This window comes from Bacillus sp. RC240, assembly GCF_044907945.1.
In the GTDB taxonomy this organism is placed as follows: domain Bacteria; phylum Bacillota; class Bacilli; order Bacillales; family Bacillaceae_G; genus Bacillus_A; species Bacillus_A mycoides.
Window position 1 is genome coordinate 319,950 of the sequence record NZ_JBIYCT010000001.1, and the last position, 17,724, is coordinate 337,673.

18 protein-coding genes and 2 pseudogenes are annotated in these 17,724 nt (G+C 33.7%); 15 read left to right on the plus strand and 5 right to left on the minus strand.

The genetic code is table 11. From position 1 onward, the window contains the following. Nucleotides 1–684: 684 nt before the first annotated feature. Complete coding sequence (locus ABH955_RS01555) at nucleotides 685–3,966, plus strand: VaFE repeat-containing surface-anchored protein (RefSeq protein ID WP_404456747.1); 3,282 nt, start codon at nucleotides 685–687, stop codon at nucleotides 3,964–3,966. A gap of 81 nt (nucleotides 3,967–4,047) precedes the next feature. Here the strand turns inward: ABH955_RS01555 and ABH955_RS01560 are convergent. Continuing rightward, nucleotides 4,048–4,146, minus strand: a pseudogene (locus ABH955_RS01560) (3'-5' exonuclease); the annotation flags it as partial. On the opposite strand from ABH955_RS01560, the gene ABH955_RS01565 reads away from it, so the two are divergent. The 3 genes from ABH955_RS01565 to ABH955_RS01575 are packed head-to-tail and all read left to right on the plus strand — an operon-like array spanning nucleotide 4,137 to nucleotide 5,432. After that, nucleotides 4,137–4,346 (plus strand): hypothetical protein, encoded by a 210-nt coding sequence (locus ABH955_RS01565; RefSeq protein WP_033708038.1) that lies wholly within the window; start codon nucleotides 4,137–4,139, stop codon nucleotides 4,344–4,346. The pseudogene ABH955_RS01560 and the gene ABH955_RS01565 overlap by 10 nt on opposite strands. Nucleotides 4,347–4,378: 32 nt before the next feature. After that, complete coding sequence (locus ABH955_RS01570; RefSeq protein ID WP_002128350.1) at nucleotides 4,379–5,059, plus strand: hypothetical protein; 681 nt, start codon at nucleotides 4,379–4,381, stop codon at nucleotides 5,057–5,059. A 49-nt stretch (nucleotides 5,060–5,108) separates the two neighbouring features. Continuing rightward, nucleotides 5,109–5,432: a hypothetical protein gene (locus ABH955_RS01575; protein WP_002185308.1), complete on the plus strand. Its 324-nt coding sequence runs from the start codon at nucleotides 5,109–5,111 to the stop codon at nucleotides 5,430–5,432. A gap of 340 nt (nucleotides 5,433–5,772) precedes the next feature. On the opposite strand, the gene ABH955_RS01580 is transcribed toward ABH955_RS01575, so the two are convergent. After that, nucleotides 5,773–6,027 (minus strand): SunI/YnzG family protein, encoded by a 255-nt coding sequence (locus tag ABH955_RS01580; RefSeq protein WP_002128348.1) that lies wholly within the window; start codon nucleotides 6,025–6,027, stop codon nucleotides 5,773–5,775. 244 nt (nucleotides 6,028–6,271) lie between these two features. Between ABH955_RS01580 and ABH955_RS01585 the strand changes: the two genes are divergently transcribed. Continuing rightward, nucleotides 6,272–7,015, plus strand: coding sequence for a M15 family metallopeptidase (locus ABH955_RS01585; RefSeq protein WP_033709884.1), 744 nt, complete (start codon nucleotides 6,272–6,274; stop codon nucleotides 7,013–7,015). A 1,280-nt stretch (nucleotides 7,016–8,295) separates the two neighbouring features. Beyond that, nucleotides 8,296–8,667 carry a hypothetical protein gene (locus ABH955_RS01590; protein ID WP_404490813.1) on the plus strand — a complete coding sequence of 124 codons (372 nt, stop codon included), beginning with the start codon at nucleotides 8,296–8,298 and terminating at the stop codon, nucleotides 8,665–8,667. A 68-nt stretch (nucleotides 8,668–8,735) separates the two neighbouring features. Here the strand turns inward: ABH955_RS01590 and ABH955_RS01595 are convergent, their stop codons facing one another. Further along, a complete protein-coding gene (locus ABH955_RS01595; protein WP_000834521.1) occupies nucleotides 8,736–8,942 on the minus strand; it encodes a hypothetical protein in 207 nt (68 codons plus the stop codon). A gap of 503 nt (nucleotides 8,943–9,445) precedes the next feature. On the opposite strand from ABH955_RS01595, the gene sigI reads away from it, so the two are divergent. The 3 genes from sigI to ABH955_RS01610 all read left to right on the plus strand — a co-directional run bounded on the left by sigI (nucleotide 9,446) and on the right by ABH955_RS01610 (nucleotide 12,057). Further along, nucleotides 9,446–10,168 (plus strand): RNA polymerase sigma factor SigI, encoded by a 723-nt coding sequence (gene sigI / locus ABH955_RS01600; RefSeq protein ID WP_078422320.1) that lies wholly within the window; start codon nucleotides 9,446–9,448, stop codon nucleotides 10,166–10,168. Then, nucleotides 10,161–11,606: an anti-sigma factor domain-containing protein gene (locus ABH955_RS01605; RefSeq protein ID WP_404490814.1), complete on the plus strand. Its 1,446-nt coding sequence runs from the start codon at nucleotides 10,161–10,163 to the stop codon at nucleotides 11,604–11,606. Before sigI ends, ABH955_RS01605 begins: the two co-directional genes overlap by 8 nt. A 184-nt stretch (nucleotides 11,607–11,790) precedes the next feature. Next, the gene (locus ABH955_RS01610) at nucleotides 11,791–12,057 is read left to right on the plus strand and encodes an ArsR/SmtB family transcription factor (RefSeq protein ID WP_000661861.1); all 267 of its coding nucleotides are present in this window, start codon (nucleotides 11,791–11,793) and stop codon (nucleotides 12,055–12,057) included. Between the two features lie 247 nt (nucleotides 12,058–12,304). Here ABH955_RS01610 and ABH955_RS01615 read toward each other — a convergent pair whose 3' ends face one another. Further along, nucleotides 12,305–12,628: a winged helix-turn-helix transcriptional regulator gene (locus ABH955_RS01615; protein WP_002033301.1), complete on the minus strand. Its 324-nt coding sequence runs from the start codon at nucleotides 12,626–12,628 to the stop codon at nucleotides 12,305–12,307. A gap of 124 nt (nucleotides 12,629–12,752) precedes the next feature. On the opposite strand from ABH955_RS01615, the gene ABH955_RS01620 reads away from it, so the two are divergent. From ABH955_RS01620 to ABH955_RS01645, 6 genes and pseudogenes are all read left to right on the plus strand, one after another. Next, nucleotides 12,753–13,286 carry an NAD(P)H-dependent oxidoreductase gene (locus ABH955_RS01620; protein ID WP_242310998.1) on the plus strand — a complete coding sequence of 178 codons (534 nt, stop codon included), beginning with the start codon at nucleotides 12,753–12,755 and terminating at the stop codon, nucleotides 13,284–13,286. A 210-nt stretch (nucleotides 13,287–13,496) separates the two neighbouring features. Next, nucleotides 13,497–14,999, plus strand: a complete 1,503-nt coding sequence (locus ABH955_RS01625; protein WP_404456757.1) for a class I adenylate-forming enzyme family protein — start codon at nucleotides 13,497–13,499, stop codon at nucleotides 14,997–14,999. A 144-nt stretch (nucleotides 15,000–15,143) separates the two neighbouring features. After that, nucleotides 15,144–15,707 carry a GNAT family N-acetyltransferase gene (locus ABH955_RS01630; RefSeq protein WP_215551954.1) on the plus strand — a complete coding sequence of 188 codons (564 nt, stop codon included), beginning with the start codon at nucleotides 15,144–15,146 and terminating at the stop codon, nucleotides 15,705–15,707. Beyond that, nucleotides 15,704–16,408, plus strand: a complete 705-nt coding sequence (locus ABH955_RS01635) for an SDR family NAD(P)-dependent oxidoreductase (RefSeq protein ID WP_098167796.1) — start codon at nucleotides 15,704–15,706, stop codon at nucleotides 16,406–16,408. Before ABH955_RS01630 ends, ABH955_RS01635 begins: the two co-directional genes overlap by 4 nt. Then, nucleotides 16,405–17,181, plus strand: coding sequence for a GNAT family N-acetyltransferase (locus tag ABH955_RS01640; RefSeq protein WP_141506922.1), 777 nt, complete (start codon nucleotides 16,405–16,407; stop codon nucleotides 17,179–17,181). The genes ABH955_RS01635 and ABH955_RS01640 overlap by 4 nt, the downstream gene beginning before the upstream one ends. Nucleotides 17,182–17,212: 31 nt before the next feature. After that, nucleotides 17,213–17,464: pseudogene (locus ABH955_RS01645) on the plus strand (PhzF family phenazine biosynthesis protein); the annotation flags it as partial. A gap of 35 nt (nucleotides 17,465–17,499) precedes the next feature. On the opposite strand, the gene ABH955_RS01650 reads toward ABH955_RS01645, so the two are convergent. Further along, nucleotides 17,500–17,709: a hypothetical protein gene (locus tag ABH955_RS01650; RefSeq protein ID WP_000801639.1), complete on the minus strand. Its 210-nt coding sequence runs from the start codon at nucleotides 17,707–17,709 to the stop codon at nucleotides 17,500–17,502. Nucleotides 17,710–17,724: the final 15 nt, after the last annotated feature.

Genomic DNA, 17,724 nt, shown 5'->3' on the forward strand with positions numbered 1-17,724 from the left:
TATTAAATTACAAAGAAAAAATTAAAAATTATTATTTTTTTGTTATTTTAATTTATTTAAAAACGTAAAAGTATTCAAGAGGTTACCATTAAGATGCTAGGGTACTTAGACCAATATTCGAACTTTGTAATAACGTTGTTACTTTTTTACTAATATTCTTAATACTAATTTTAGTATAATTAATCGATTGAAAGTTCCGATAATTATCTGCGTACCCCTTTTTTTATATCATTTTATATTAAATACAATGATATTTATTGTCACATAATAATGCAAATTTCCAGTAAACTAATAGAAAAAATCCTATAAAAACATAATTTACTATCTTTTATATAAACATTGCAGGTGTAAATGCAATAAAATTTCATTATTAATACATATATTCAATTTGAAAATATCTTTGTAGTGGTCCTTCATGCGAAGAATCGTTTCCGTACTCCAACTACCGTTATTCTAGTATTTTACCAAGTTTCTTATTTTGTTAAGGCATCCTAATATTGTTACTTTTGTGAAATAAAATGTTTTAATATTATAATTTATAGTGGATGTTGAGAAAATGAATAATTTGTAAAAATAATATAATATTTGTAACTTTATGTCTTATAATATGAAATATCTTCGTTGTGATTATTTTAAATATTTGAATAATACATCGGATTCATTTTATCTAGGGAGGTTTTAAAATTGGGGAGAAGAGTTGTTAAAAGAGTTTTTGCATTATTATCAGTACTAGCATTATTCTTTAATGTCTTTCTACCGAAGGCAAATGCGGAGGTTATGACGCATGAAAAGTATTCAATGAACTGGAGTTATAGCAACAGTTTAGGTAAGTACATTCGAACTGAAATTATTAAAAATTCAAGCGGTCAAATTGCTTATTGTTTAACTCTTGGCTTAAAATCACCAAATGGTGAAGATCTTCCTGAAATGGGGAAAACAGATAATGTAGTATATAGGGTTCTATCAAATGGTTTCCCACAAAAAAGTGTAGAACAACTGGGAGTAGCTAATAAGAATGAAGCACATTATGCAACTCAGCTTGCGGTTTGGAATGCATTAGGTCAACTTGATGTAAATGAATTAAAGCATGAAAATAAAAATGTTGAAAAAGCGGCTAAGACAATTATTAATGCTGCAAATACAAGTGAAGATACTCAAGATATTTTTATGAATGTGATTCCTGCTGAAAAGCAAAAGGCAGAATTAAAGGGTGAGTTTTTTGAAACAAACCTTTACACAGTACAAACAAATGCTAAAAGTGGTTCTTATAAGGTAGTTGCGAAAAATGCACCTAATGGAGTAAAAATTGTTAGTGAAAATGGAGAAGTGAAAGATCAACTTTCAGTTGGGGAAAAATTCCGTATCCAGATTCCTAAAGATACAAAAACAGGCGAATTTAATCTAAGTGTTGCTGCTAACTTAACAAAAGTTCAAGCAATTGCTTACCGCGGTACTGATACTGTCCAGAATGCTACAGTGCTACTAGAAAGAAATGAGGAAAAGCTTAGTAGTGACCTTGCAGTAAATTGGGAAGCTGCTGGTTCTTTAAAAATTAAAAAGGTTGGGGAAAATGGAGAAATATTAGCTGGTGCAGTATTTGAAGTCTTTAATGCAAATAATGAATCAGTTGGAAAAATCACGACGGGTGCTGATGGTACTGCAGAATTAAATAACCTACCAATTGGTACCTACACAGTAAAAGAAATTAAAGCACCAACAGGTTATGTTTCAGGTGATAAACCACAAACTATTGAAGTTAAGACAGGGGAAATAGGAGCTGTTCAAGTAGTAAACAACAAAGTAAAAGGTAACATCGAAATAAAAAAACTTAGTGATTCAGGTAAGATGTTACCTAATGTTGAATTCACGGTCTTTACTGAAGATGGAAAAGAAGTGAAAAAAGTAGTAACAAAAGAAAATGGAATTGCAAATGTTGATGGTCTTACGTATGGTAAATATTATTTCTTAGAGACAAAAACACCTAATGGATATATTGGAAATAAAACAAAGTATCCTTTTGAAATTAAAGAGCACAATAAAACACTTACTTTTACAGTGGAAAATACAGAAGTGAAAGGTAGTGTGAAATTACTAAAAGTAGATAATGAAGATATCAGTAAAAAATTAGAAGGTGCAGTATTCGAGCTAAAAGATGCAAGCGGGAAAGTAATTGGGGAATATAAGACAGATAAAAATGGTGAAGTTAACGTCAAAGATTTAGCGTATGGTAAATATTCATTTGTAGAAAAGGCTTCTCCAAATGGTTACGTTCTTATTACAGAACCAATTGTGTTCGAAATAAAGGAACACGGAAAAATTATTGAGCTATTAGCAGTTAATCATCTTATCAAAGGTGATCTAGAAATTACAAAAGTTGATGTAGCTGATGGAAACAATAAGCTTCCGAATGCAGAGTTTACTATTTATAATGAAGCAGGAAAAGAAGTAGTTAAAGGGAAAACAGACGATAAAGGTATCGCGAAGTTTGAAAAGTTACCATTTGGAAAATACACATATAAAGAAACTGTTGCACCAAAAGGTTATGTATTGAATGAAGAAATATTCTCTTTTGAGATCAAAGAGAATGGTCAAATAATTAAACATATTGTCAAAGATGAAAAGATTCCATCAGTAAAAACAACAGCTACTGATAAAACCGATGGTACAAAAGAAATGCACACTTCTAAGTCTGTAACAATCCAAGATAAAGTGGAATACAAAGACCTACAAGTAGGTAAAGAGTACACTTTAAAAGGTAAATTAATGGATAAAGAGACTAATAAACTATTAGTTGTAAATGGTAAAGAAGTAACTGCTGAAACTAAGTTTACACCAAAAGAAGCAAATGGTTCTATTACACTAGATTTCACTTTTGATGCAACTGGTTTAGAAGAAAAAGAAGTAGTAGTATTCGAAGAGTTACTGAAAGACGGAAAAGTTATTACTATACATGCTGATATCAATGATAAAGGTCAAACAGTTAAGTTCGTTAAGCCATCAGTAAAAACAACTGCTACAAACAAAGCTGATGATGGAAAAGAGATTCATTCAAAAGATTCTATCACTATTCAAGATAAAGTAGAGTATACTAACTTAGTTGTAGGTAAAGAGTACACTGTAAAAGGTAAATTAATGAACAAAGCTATTAACAAACCATTATTAATTGATGGTAAAGAAATAACAGCAGAGACTAAGTTCATTGCAAAAGAAAAGAATGGTTTTGTAACATTAGACTTTACTTTCGTTGGTGCTGAACAGCAAGGAAGAGAAGTAGTTGTGTTTGAAGACTTATTGCATGAAGGTCAAGTAATTGCAACTCACGCTGACATTAACGATGTAGGTCAAACAGTTCGATTTGTAGAGCCTTCCATTAAAACAACAGCTACAAACAAAGCTGATGGTTCTAAAGAGTTAGACGCTTCTAAATCTGTAACAATCCAAGATAAAGTGGAATACAAAGACTTAATCGTGGGTAAAGAGTACGTTGTAAAAGGCAAACTAATGGATAAAGCAACAAACAAACCATTATTAGTTGATGATAAAGAAGTAACAGTAGAATCTAAGTTTACTGCAAAAGAAAAAAATGGTTCTATCACATTAGATTTCACATTTAATGCTTCTGCATTACAAGGTAAAGAAGTAGTAGTATTTGAAGAACTGTATCAAGATAATATTTTAGTAGCTATTCACGCTGAATTTGAAGATAAGGGACAAACAGTGAAATTCAAAGAGGTAAAACCGGAACAACCTAAACCAGAACAGCCGAATCAAGATAAAAATACTCCAACATCAGAGCAACCTAAAGAGCAAGTAAAAGAGCAACCACAACCTAAGAAAGAAATTCAATCTAAAATTGGATGGTTACCCCAAACAGGCGCTGACCTTACAAGTTGGATCTCTATGGCTGCAGGTGCATTATTGTTAATTGTTGGTGGAGTGATTTTCCTAAAACGTAAAAATGCATAAAAATTAAAAAATAAGCACATCTGTTTTTTTACAAGATGTGCTTATTTTTTATGTTAATAATTTAGTCCTATTTACAGTATTTTAATCTATTTGCTTATTTTTGAGTTGTTGTAATAATTCCAGGACAGCAAAACAGTCAGCAGCTGCTCGGTGTTTAATCGTTAATTCCGTTGCTCCAAGCCAAGTTTTCTACCATACAAAAAGCTGGGGCATCACTTCATAAACAAGCGGTAATGGCTGATGGACTAATTAATAGTGTCTCAACGCATGTTGCAGAAGCTCAACAAGCATTCCCAACCTTGCATACAGATATCATGTCTGGATTAGATGCTGCCAATAACATTATGGACTCTGCTATAAGATTTCAGGCTATAAAATAGATACGTCTAATATAGCTAAAAATGTTGGAAACATGGATGGTTTATCTACTCGCCTCAAAGATTTTGGTGTACCACCTGAAAAAATGGAAGAGTTTTTGGCAGAACAGAAGCGTACAAATGAACTTGGATCGATGTCACTTGATTTCATTCCAGTTATTGGGCAAATCAAACAAGGGCTACAACTCATTAACGGCAAAGAATATTTCACTAATAGAGAGTATGACAAAAACGACTATGTATGGGGAACCGTTTCTACTGTTTTTGGTGGGGCTCCTAAAGTTATTGGACGTGTATTCGGTAAATATGGTGAGTTAGAACAAAAAGCGAAGGATTTAGGAAAAGTATCAAAGGTAACTGAAGAGATTGGATGGAGTATGCCAAGAGGCGGAGGGGTCATTGATGGGCGTAAGTATACTGAACATGCTCTTGAAAGAATGGCACCTGATACAATTCAGGTTCGGGCAGAACTTACGAAGCGTGCACGTGAAAGAGCTGAAAGGAATGGTTACACATTCGGATCAAAAGAATATATGGAGGAATTAAAAAAAGTTGATCCGCGAGGTGTAACACCAAGCGTAGTAGAAGAAACAATTAAGCATGATACTAAAAAACCAGGAAATAAACCTGGTCTATGGCAATACGATGGGAAAGATGTTAGAGTCGTATTGAATGATAGTGGCGATGTTGTTTCCGTTGTACCTAATAAATCGTGAATATTATAAATAAAGTAGATTGAGCCCATTCACGAAAGGAGTTGTTAAAATGAATATTCAATATGATGAATACGAATTATTAGAAATATTCGAGAGTGAACCAGAAGATTATTTTATTCCTGGTGCAGGTGCATATAGATATAATAAAATAGATAAATTAGGATTTGAATTAGTAATGATTATGTGTTATTACGAGGAAACTGTTGAATTACAATTGTATTACAAAAATAAATGCATATTTGAAACCAAGATACATTCGGCGAAACGAATCTATACCCGTAATGACTCATTATATGTCCAAGGCGGCGTAGAAAACAAAACAATCGAAGTAAAATTCAAGCCACATTTTACAGTTCAAATAGAGAAGTTCTAGATAGATGAAATAAGAAAACACCTTATGCATATAAGGTGTTTTCTTATACAAAAAGCGCCTACATAGACGCTTTTTGTGCCACTTAAAAGGATTTAAGATACGTTTACTTGAGTTCTTTAGGTAGCTAGGGTTTGAAATACTAACTTAAAAGAAAAATGTTGAGCAGTTCATCTTTATTATTAATATATCTGAATTAAAGATGCAATTTTGCATCCCAATTTCTGCGGCATCAATTACATGCTACCCTCACAAATATAGAAAAAGGTGCGAAGTCAATTCTATGACTTTGCACCTTTTTATTTCACTTGAACTTTGTTTAAGCGCGTTTATCTACTCATTGTTACGCGTGAATTGCGTTTAAAATCGACACTTTATTCGTAGTAAATAATACATAATTTTGTTTTACAGTTTTAATTAATATACGATCAGTTGTCCCATATGCTGTTCCGATACGGATTGCACTTGGTTCTTCAACACCCGCATAGGTAGCATCTTCGGTAACCTCAATCACATCACGTAATGGAATCGTGACCTCCGCAAATTGCCATGAAATAATTAGCTCCTCTTTTGTTTTTTTGACATCAATGCCTAGCATTATACCAAGACCTTTCTATAACAGAATGCTACACTTCATATCTTATTATACAAATCTTTAGATTATTTTTCTACATGTATAAATAGAGCTGATATTTTAAGGGTATCAAAAGAACGGGAAGATATACTATCAATCTATTAAGGAATGCGTTATGAAGAAAAGTTCACAAGGAATTAATATGGATTTGATATGGTTGAAGTATGATGAATGAGTAACAGTAGGAGTTGCAGGAAGGAAATGAATGATGAGACTTAAATTAGTAGGAACCTTAACTTGTATAGTAGTAATGCTAGGTATCTTTATCATTTACACCAATATATCTATTGGTAAAGAACCATATAAGACAAACCATGAAACTAGTGAAAACTCCATAAATAAAGAAAAAAATAGTAAGCAAAATGGGACTTCAAATAAGATAGCAAGTTCCTTTGCTAGTATACAGGCTGTAGTAAATAAGGAATATGGTTTACCCGAAGACTATATGCCAGAGGATTTAGTTGTACCAAATGTACCGTTCTCATTTAGTGGAACGGTAGAAAAGAGTCATCTTCGTAAAGAAGCAGCGGAAGCGTTAGAAAAACTATTCCTTTTAGCTAAGCAAGATGGGATCCAGTTGAATGCTGTTTCAGGATTTCGTTCCTATGAGTATCAAAAAGGTCTGTATGCCAACAATGTTAAAAAGAAAGGGCAAGAGCATACGGATCGCTTCTCTGCAAAGCCAGGGCATAGCGAACATCAAACAGGGCTAACGATGGATGTTTCTTCTAAAAGTGCGAACAATGAACTAGAGCTATCCTTTGCGAATACGAAGGAAGGAAAATGGCTGAAAGAAAACGCGCATCGTGCAGGGTTTATCATTCGTTATCCTAAGGGGAAGGAAAGTATTACGGGTTATGCATATGAACCTTGGCATATTCGCTATGTAGGAGATATTGCTGAAAATATATATAAGGAAAAACTGACTTTAGAAGAATATATGAATCTGTGAAAATAGAATTGAAGAGTTAAACTGTATTCATTGTTTATGAATGCTACTTTTTCTATTAAAAAGCCTAATTTCTCAATGTTTTGTAGAGAAATTAGGTTTTTTTCATCACTTCATTAGAGTTTTTTAGGCTTCGTTCGTTGGTATACTTCACACAATATTATAAAGGAAATAGAACTTACTGAAGATAACATATGAATGTTTTATAAATGTATCAAAAAAGTGAACAAAATCGTTATTTTGCACAACAAGGTAGTCAGCTTAATGAAATAACTGCTTGTAAAAAAAGAAGCCCTACAGGAAATATTACAGGGCTTCACCAAGTTGAGTTATGTCGTATTCACAAGGGATTTTAACATGATATTTGTGTTGAATAAACTGGTAAATGTGTCCAAGTAATTTGGAGCTATTTTATAAAAAAAGAGAAGCGCTTAATCAGGACGCTCCTCTTAATGCCAATACACAATAACTATCCCATTATACTATATAAGCGTAAAATATTTAACAATTACCTTCATGGTAAATATTTCATTTTGTCTTAGTACCTTTAAATCACGAAAAAAGGTTCTGCTGTTTCCAACAGAACCTTTCCTAAAATGGCAAAGAGTAACTCTTACCTTACTCTTTGTTCATATACTACAGGAGTTTTAATGAAAATCCAAGGCTCCTTATATTGAGAAATAAAGAAGAATCATTATAAAAAAATTTATCTTTTTTCATAAATAAAAGAGCAGCTAGCAAAAACTAACTGCTCAATACAAGGAGATACAGAGAAAACTAAATGGATTTTGGCATACAGCCTATCAACATTATGGACATAATATTGATTTTTATTCGAAGGAATTCATGTTTTACAAATCAGATTATGATAGTCGATATTCTCCATATTGACCAGAAGAGAACCAAGAATTCTAGTGAAATTCCAAGTGTTCTTTTCCTAGTTTTTTGAAATTCTTTTGCTAAATAGCCAATAGCGCTAATTGCTAGAAGAATGAAAAGAATAAGTTCTAGTGTAACTGGCATTTGATCTACTCCTAATCCATTATTTTAATTTAGTATATAACGATTATAAGATATTTTTTTGTGGTTAGTGGTGAGAAATTAAACAAAACCATCTCTTTACGAAAAAAGGTCCTGTTGTTTCCAACAGAACCTTTCCTAAAATGGCAAAGAGTAACTCTTACCTTACTCTTTGTTCATATACTACAGGAGTTTTAATGAAAATCCAAGGCTCCTTATATTGAGAAATAAAGAAGAATCATTTAAATTGTTTTTGAGTAGAAATGAAAATAGGGGTTTGCCTTAAACCTTTATTATTAATCAAGAATATGAGTATAGAAACAGGCTTAAATTTTGTAATGGTGGAGGGGATTGTTGTGGACATAACTCAAAGTGTGGTAAGAATAGTGGTTAATGGGAAAGACCTTCCGTTCACTTCAGTTCAAACCTCTGCATGGAATCATGGACCTGTAAATGATTTAATCGTTTCGACGAATCAGAGAGTGAATGAGCTTTATCAATTCATGTGGTCACAAGTACCAGTTACGATCTCGGTGTATTTTCTTCAAGGGGCGGACTTAATGAGATTCGCTAGGATCGCTGGAATTAATGAACGTGTAACGGGAGAATATATATATCATTTCATTTGGGGATAAGAAGAATTCAAAGTAGCTTAACAGCTGCTTTTTTATTTTGCATAGAAAAAGGAACCATAATAGGCTCCTTAATTTGATTCAGAAGTTGTGTAGTTTTTCTTGATGATATCTTTTATGTTGATAATTAAGGATATAAGGAATCCAGCAGCTAGGATACCGTTTACCCAGTAATATGTATTCCCGGATGTAAATTTATTATAAAAGGAATCGATATTATAATACACTAAGCCTGCTGAAATGACGGTAGAGATTACTAACGTACCAAAACTTTTCATGACGCTGCCCTCCGATTCTGAAATTTTAGACTTTTAATACAATTATACATTTAAATAAAAAGGTTTACAAAGGAATTACCATAAGGAGGAGTTATAACGAGTTTCTTCCAATTGATGGTTTTTATTTTTGAAAAAATAACTATTTTATAAAAAATATTTTTTTGACCCCCATAAAATTATTTGTTCCTTCGAATATATATAAGTAGAAGAAAAAGCTAAAATTACCAAAAATATAGCGAAGAGTTATTCAAAGATTGCAGCTAAAATAGAAAAGAGCAAGAAGAACAAGTGGTATTGCAAAAGAAAACAAGAAAGTAATACAAAATACAGACTTCACTTTAGTACAAGTGGAAAAAATAGTCATATAAAAAGTCGGCCTCGAAAAATATGAGCACCAGCAAGAAGACAAGCCCAAAGAAAAGTACTAAGAAAATGTGGTTAAATGGTCACTTGTTTAGTGGCCATTTTGCTATTTGAAGCAGAAGGAGGCAGGGAGATTACTAGTGTTGAGTTTAGTAATGAAAATCTTAAAAAAAACGAAAATAGAAGATATCGTATTTAACATACAAAACAACGGAGGAGATAAGGAAGCTTTTATCATACAGTATCAGCCGTTTATTAGAAAATCAATCTCGTCTGTCTGCCGCAGGTACATTACAGAACAGGATGATGAATATAGTATTGGATTGTTTGCGTTTAACGAAGCAATTGAACAGTATTCATATAAAAAAGGAAAATCTTTTCTAGCGTTTGCTGATCTTCTTATAAAAAGAGATGTAATTGACTATATACGCAAGGAGTCTAAGCATAATCTTGTCTTTTTAAAAGAAGATAAGCAAGAGGAAATATTAGAAATACAAGTATCGCTTACGGAGTATATGAAAGAGATGGAAAATAGTAACCGTAAGGAGGAAATTCTTCATTTTCAAAGTGTGCTAGCTGAGTTTAAAATCACATTTTCAGAGCTTGCTAAGGAATCCCCTAAGCATCGTGATACGCGTGAGCACTTAATAGAAATTGTAAAGATTATTATAAAAGACGAGAAAATGATGGAAGAGCTGTTCCGAAAGAAAAAGTTACCCCTTAAACATATTGAACCACGTGTTAGGGTAAGTCGTAAAACGTTGGAGCGACATCGAAAATACATTATTGCGATGTGTATTATCTTTGCAAACAACTATACATATATTCTGGATTATATAAGAGGGGAGAAGCATGATGAATAAAGGAATTGTGATGGATATAAAGAAACATAACGTAGTTGTTTTAACTCCAAATGGAGAGTTTATTACGTTTAAAAGAAAAGTACACTCTTACATGATTGGAGAGGAAATCTCGTTTAACGAACAAGAGCAAAGAGCACCGCGTTTTTCAATCCCTTCTTTCTTAAAGCCTGCATCATTACTTGTTACTTGTTTTCTATGTGTGTTGCTGTTTTTCTACAACCAACCGGAAGAAAAAGTATTTGCTTATGTCTCAGTTGATATAAATCCAAGTTTAGAGGTGAGCGTAACAAAGGATCTTCGTGTTATAGATTTGCGAGCTTGTAATGATGATGGAAGGCGTATTTTAAAAGAAATGAAAGGGTGGGAAAATAAGCATCTGCAAGACGTAATACGTACTATTATAAAGCAGAGTCAAGGGGATAAGTACTTAACGAATGATAAGCAAGTTATGCTAACAGCTGTTACAAAGGACAAGTCGTTAGAACCACAGTTGGAAAAGGTTATGCAGGAATTAAAGAAAGAGTATGAGATAAAACATATTACAGTTGAATATCAAAGCAGTACGATGCAAATGCGGGAGGATGCCAAGAAAGCAGGGATTGGAACGGGCGTTTATATAAAACAAGAGAATGAGAAGCAAAAATCGCTTACTCCACCTGCACCTCCGTCTAATCAAGAACAACAAAAGTCATCTTCTGATGCATCATCGGACGCATCTCCTGTAAAAGAAGAAAGCAACGAGAAGAAAGAGCATATAGAACAAAAGCAATCTAAGGAACAACAACCGAAGCAAATAAAAGAAAATAATGGGAATCAGCAAGAGAACAACGGAAGAGGATCACAAGGAAATAATGGGAATGGGCAAGGAAACAACGGCAGAGGGTCACAAGGAAATAATGGAAATGGGCAAGGAAACAACGGCAGAGAGTCACAAGGAAATAATGGAAATGGGCAAGGAAACAAAGGCAGAGGGTCCCAAGGGAATAATGGAAACCAGCAAGGGAACAACGGAAGAGAATCGCAAGGGAATAATGGACATCAGCAAGAAAACAACGGTAGAGGTCCACAAAAAGAAAATAATGGACACCAGCAAGAAAACAACGGTAGAGGTCCACAAAAAGAAAATAATGGACACCAGCAAGAAAACAACGGTAGAGGATCCCAAGGGAATAATGGGCATCAGCAAGAGAATAACGGAAGAGAATCGCAAGGGAATAATGGAAATGGTCAAGGGAACAACGGAAGAGAATCGCAAGGGAATAATGGGAATGGTCAAGGAAACAACGGAAGAGAATCGCAAGGGAATAATGGGAATGGTCAAGGGAACAACGGAAGAGAATCGCAAGGGAATAATGGGAATCAGCAAGGGAACAACGGCAGAGGGTCCCAAGGGAATAATGGACATCAGCAAGAGAACAATGGCAGAGGGTCTCAGTAAGGAAAGCTCCTACCACATAATATTTAGTGAAAGAAAAATCTATAGAATATTGAACGGAGGGGAGATTCCTTCCATCTGAAGATATTTTTTAACATTTTTTTAAAATGACGGACATAAAATCGTATATCCTTTCGAATTATATATATGGATATCATTAATGTTTATATAAAAGGGGAGAAAAAATATGAAAGAAATGTATGAAGAAATCACTGAAGTATTGAAGGTATTAGCACATCCTGTCCGTTTATCATTAGTAAAAATAATGCTTGCAAAAGGTCCTATTAACGTAACGACAATGTATGAAACATTACAAATGCCTCAAAGTACAATTAGTCAACATTTATCTAAACTAAAAGCTACTAAAGTCGTTACAGGTACTCGGAAAGGATTAGAAATTTATTATGAGGTAACAGATAATCGTACAAAAGCGATATTATTAAGCTTGGCTTAAAGGGTAACTGTTTAGATTTCAAAATTAAGTAAGCAATTCAGCGACTATAATTTTCTTATTAACATTAGTCGTATGTGTTGTTGTTTTTAATTTGTTTAATACATTTCTTTATTAGGGTCTTGCCGTATCACTATCAAGCTAAAGTTTAAATGGATTATAAAAATGAAAGTTTTCTTATTAGGGTCTTTTTGTTAGCTTGATAGTGATGTGCCATTCCCACTAGTATGTAAAGAATTTGGTAGTTTTTTTAGTCATGTAATCTTTTGATCTGATGGTCTTTTCCCCATTCAAATAGTTCATCCATAATTTGCATTAAAGATTTTCCATGTTCGCTTATTGTGTACTCAACCTTTGGTGGTACTTCTTGATATACAGTACGATGGATAATCCCATCAGCCTCAAGTTGCCGAAGTTGCTGTGTGAGAACTTTTTGTGTAATGTTTGGAATTTCTCGTTTTATTTCATTTGTTCGCATTTTTCCATCCGCCAAAACACATAAAATATGAATTTTCCATTTTCCACCGATCACGTCGAGTGTCGTTGCGATTGGGCAATTATCATTTTGATTCATATAACACCTCCAAAGGTACTTTAAGGTTCCTATAGCACTTTAAAGTACGTACTTTTCAATTATATGTGACCCATTCATACTAATACTAAAGCGTTTGAATTATTTATAAGGGGGAAGAAAATATATGAAAACACTTGTAATTGTAGCACATCCTGATATTGAAAAGTCTCGAATTAATAAAAGATGGGTAGAAGAACTTGAGAAATATCCAGATGAAATAACGGTGCATGAATTATATAAAGTGGCACCAAATTGGGAATTTAATATTGAAGAAGAACAAAAGCTGTTAGTAGAGCACGACCGATATATATTCCAATTTCCACTCTACTGGTATAGCTCACCACCATTATTAAAAAAATGGTTCGATGATGTATTAACATATGGATTTGCCTACGGATCAAAAGGGGATAAAGTGAAGGGGAAAGAATTTGGTGTAGCTATTTCTATAGGTGGGTTAGAAAAAGATTATAAAAATAGCGGAATTACAATGGATGAATTAACGAAACCATTCCACGCTACGAGCTTATATACAGGAATGGAATTTATACCATCATTTTATTTATATGGTGCGGAATATGAAATCAGTGATGAAGAGATTGACAAAAGTGCACCTGAGTATGTGAAATATGTGATGAATAAGGAGTATTCTAATATATAAGGAGAAATAGCCATTTACTTGTTAAGTAGATGGCTATTTTTGTTTATCCCGCATTAACCGCCCGTAAGGTGTGGACTAATAATCAGTCGGGATGAACACCTCACATCGACTAAAGATTCACTTCATTTAAATTCACTAAGTTTAATCTTTAGTAAATTAATAGTTAATCTGGTAAAATAAAATCCTAACATATATAAAGGGGAGTTTTACTTGAGAACGATGCGACAATTATTACAAAAAAGAGCAATGCAGTCACCAAATTTGGAAGCGCTTATCGGTGGAGAGAAAAGGTATTCGTTTCAGCAGTATAATGAACGAGTAAATCAGCTTGCACATTATTTGTTACATACCGGTGTGAAAAGAGGGGATCGTATAGGAATTCTATGCAAAAATAATCATCCGTTTCCAAGCGTTATGATGGCAAGCTTAAAAATTGGAGCGGTATTTATTCCGCTTAATCATCAGCTTACTGCTTATGAATTAGAATCGATTGTAAAAGAAGCGAGATTAAAAGTATTAGTTATTGATGATGAATTTAGTGAAGTTGTATTAAAGATTAATGGAGTTAAAGAAATTCCTTATGTAATTGAGACGACAAAAGAAGGGTTTGGCTTATTTGAATTAAAATTAAAGAAACAGCCAATAACAGAGCCGAATGTGGAAGTTCATGAAGATGATGATGCCATTTACTTATTTACTTCAGGAACGACTGGACAGGCAAAAGCATGTGTAATTGGTCATAAAAACTTACATCATTATTTTACTGAAATTGCGGGGCAAAGAGAAATTCCAGCAGGTGAACGCTTTTTATCAGTGCACCCATTGTTTCATATGAGTGGCGTGCTTTCTATTTTAAATTGTATTTATCATGGCGTTACGATGGTCTTTTTAGCTGATTCGAATCCTACTCTTATTTGGGATAAGATTGAAGAAGAGAAAATTACTACAATGCTTGCGTTCCCAGCTGTTTATAGTTACATGCTTGATGAATTAGATAATAAAGAGCGCAACATTTCGACCTTTAAAGTAGCGCAAAGTGGTGGTACAAAAGTGCCAGAAACACTTATCCAAAAATATATGGAAAAAGGAATATATATGGTGCAAGGTTATGGGAGTACAGAAGGTTGGGTAGTAACTTCTTGGCATCCAAATATGGGAAAAGAAAAAATGTCTTCTGTAGGGAAAACTTTGAAACATGTAGAGCTGAAAATTGTTCATCCAGAAACAGGTGATGAGCTAACAACAAATGAAGTTGGAGAAATTCACGTGAAAAGCCCGTACATGTTTAAAGGATATTGGAATAATGAAGAGGCAACAAAGAAGGTAGTAAAAGATAATTGGTTTAACATGGGTGATGCCGGTATGATAGATGATGATGGATTTCTACATATTATGGGAAGATATAAAGACGTTATCGTACGCGGTGGTGACAACGTATATCCAGATCAAGTAGAAGATGTAATTCATGAAATAAATGGCGTTTTAGAAGTTGCAGTAGTTGGGATTCCAAATGACTTTTGGGGGGAGGTTCCAACAGCTTACATTGTAAAGGACATTCAAACGTCTTTAACAGAAGAAGAGATTATTCAGCATTGTAAAGAAAAACTAGCAAGCTATAAAATACCAGAAGTTGTATTTATGGACGAATTACCGAAAAACGCTTTAGGGAAAGTGTTGAAGAGGGAATTAAGGGATGTTTTTCTTGTAAAATAAAAGGTTATTAAATAATGAAGAATCCAGTTATGTAAAAAGCATAACTGGATTTTTGTTTATAAAAAACATAATGATTTACTAGATTTTGTATTTTGTGTAAGATAATAAAGAATATTCAATTAACGATTAAAGGAAGAGATATAAATGAAGCTGCCACTATTACAAGTAGAGACAGAGAGACTGATTATTCGTCCATTTCAAAAAGAGGATTATGAAAGTTGGTTAGATGGATTCAATAAGAGGTTACCATCTCAATATAAATACGATGATGGCTATCATGACATGTCGTCTTCAACGAAAGAATGGTTTACGGAATGGATAAGAGGATTTGATGAGGCGGCACGACGGGATGAAATGTACGTATTAGGCATATTCCGAAAAAAAGATGGAGCGAATATTGGAAAACTAGAGCTTATTAAAATTTTACGTATGGATTATCAATGGGCAATGATGGGTTATTCTATTCATAATCAATATTGGAAAAATGGATACGGAGTAGAAAGTGTAAAATCTGCACTACCGTTATTTTTTAATAGTCTTCAATTTCATAGAATCGAATTACATATACATGTTGATAATGAGCCATCCGTTCGTCTTGCGGAAAGAGCCGGATTTTCCTTTGAATGTAAGAGGGAAGCATTTTCGCAGGAAAATGGTAGGTGGGTAGATTTTCTTATTTATTATAAAAATAAGGAGATGAGTATATGAGGGTACTTATTACAGGTGGAAATCGTGGATTAGGGTTACAGTTAGTGAAAGTGTTTCATGAAAATGGACATATTGTTTATCCGCTAGTTAGAAGTGTGGAAGCGATAGAACAGTTAAAACAGATGTTTTCTTCTAGATGTTTTCCTATATTAGCAGACTTATCGATTGATGAGAGTACGGAGCAAATTAAAAAGCAGCTTGAGGAATATACAGAGTATATTGATCTAGTTATAAATAACGCTGGCATTACTGGGAAGGAGACTGAGGTTTTACATACAAATTCAGAAGAGTTAACGGACTTATTTAATATTCATTGCTTAGGTGTAATTCGAGCTGTAAAAGGTACATATGTGACTTTAGCTAAATCGGATCATCCGAGAATAATAAATGTGTCCTCTCGATTAGGTTCATTGCATAAAATGGCGAACAAAGAGTTTCCACAAGGTAAGTTCTCATATTCATATCGAATTGCTAAAGCCGCACAAAATATGTTAACGCTCTGCTTACAACAAGAGTTTGAGAATAAAGGAATTCGTGTAACCGCAATTCACCCTGGAAAATTAAAGACTGACATTGGTGCCTTTGATGCGAATATGACTCCGGCTGAAGGAGCACAAAATATATATGATTGGGTAATAGATTCAAATGAGAAGGTTTCAGGGAAGTTTATTGAGCCGGGTGTAGGTGAAATAAAGTGGTGAAGTACGATCTTACAGTTGTTCAAAATTTATTTGGTCCTTCGAGAAAAGTATTAAATGGTTTACCAAATGCAGTAACGATTGAAGAAATAGAAGAAGATGTTTTTTATAGCGCACAAACTTACAAAGAAAAGGTAAGTAGATTTGAAGAAGTTTGTTTTAACTGGGAGTTAAAAAGAGCGAGTATTGTATTAAACAAAAGGTTTAGTAGTTATAACGCAAGTGTACAAGTGTTACTTGATGAGGGCTTTGATTTGTACGCGACAAAGATAGAAGTGTGTAGAGAGTTGAACAATATAGAGGCGCTTGAAAAACAATATACATATCGCTCGATAGAAGAAGGGACATTATCGGAAAGAGAATTCACATGCATTTGGGAGCAATGTATGTTGGAATCAGGAAATCGACCGTCAATTCTGAATGTCGATGAACATTTGCATTCAGTGCAAACAGAGTTAGGTAAAGGTTGGGAAAAGTCATGCATTGTTTTTTATGATAAAAATGAGCCGATTGGTTTGTCCATACCACATATAGAGCCTGGAACAGAAAGTGAAGGACGTTTATTTTACTTTGGGGTAATGCCTTATTATCGCGGGAAAGGAATTGCTTCCCAACTGCATCTTCAATCTTTACATATGTTAAAGGAAATGGGGGCTACTTATTACATCGGAAGCACACATACTTCAAATGAAAAGATGCAGAGGATATTTTGGAGAAATAATTGTGTGATAAAAACGGAGATAGAGAGTTATTATAAATTATTTAAAAAGGGTTAGGAGATAGGTAAATGAAGAACATAAACGTATTTCATCACCTCATTCTGGAACGATTGAAGATCCAGTGACAGGAACAGCTTCAGGTGTAATGGGAGCGTATTATGCGACGTATTTGGAGAAAGATTTTGACCATGAACTGGAGTTAATCGTTGAGCAAGGACAGGAAATAAATAAAGATGGTCGTGTAATGGTTTATGTAACGAAAGATGTAGAAAATGATAACTTACAAATTGATATTACTGGAACAGCGGTATATGTGAAAGAGTTTGAAATTTCAATATAAAAGAATGAAGCCCAGTATATAATCGGGACTTCTTCTTACCTGTTCAACACTTCAATATACGAAGCATCCCCAGCTGTTCTAATAGTAGAGCGGAAATTATTGTTTTCTAACGTTTCAGCAACTTGTTTTAATTGCTGTGCATCATCGTGATGAATGAGTAAACTATCTGCACCACTTTCTTCTATATGAATATGCTCAACATTTCCAATCGCTTCATGTATAGCTTTTAAAAATTCAGGTTTCATATTGTCCTCCTATAT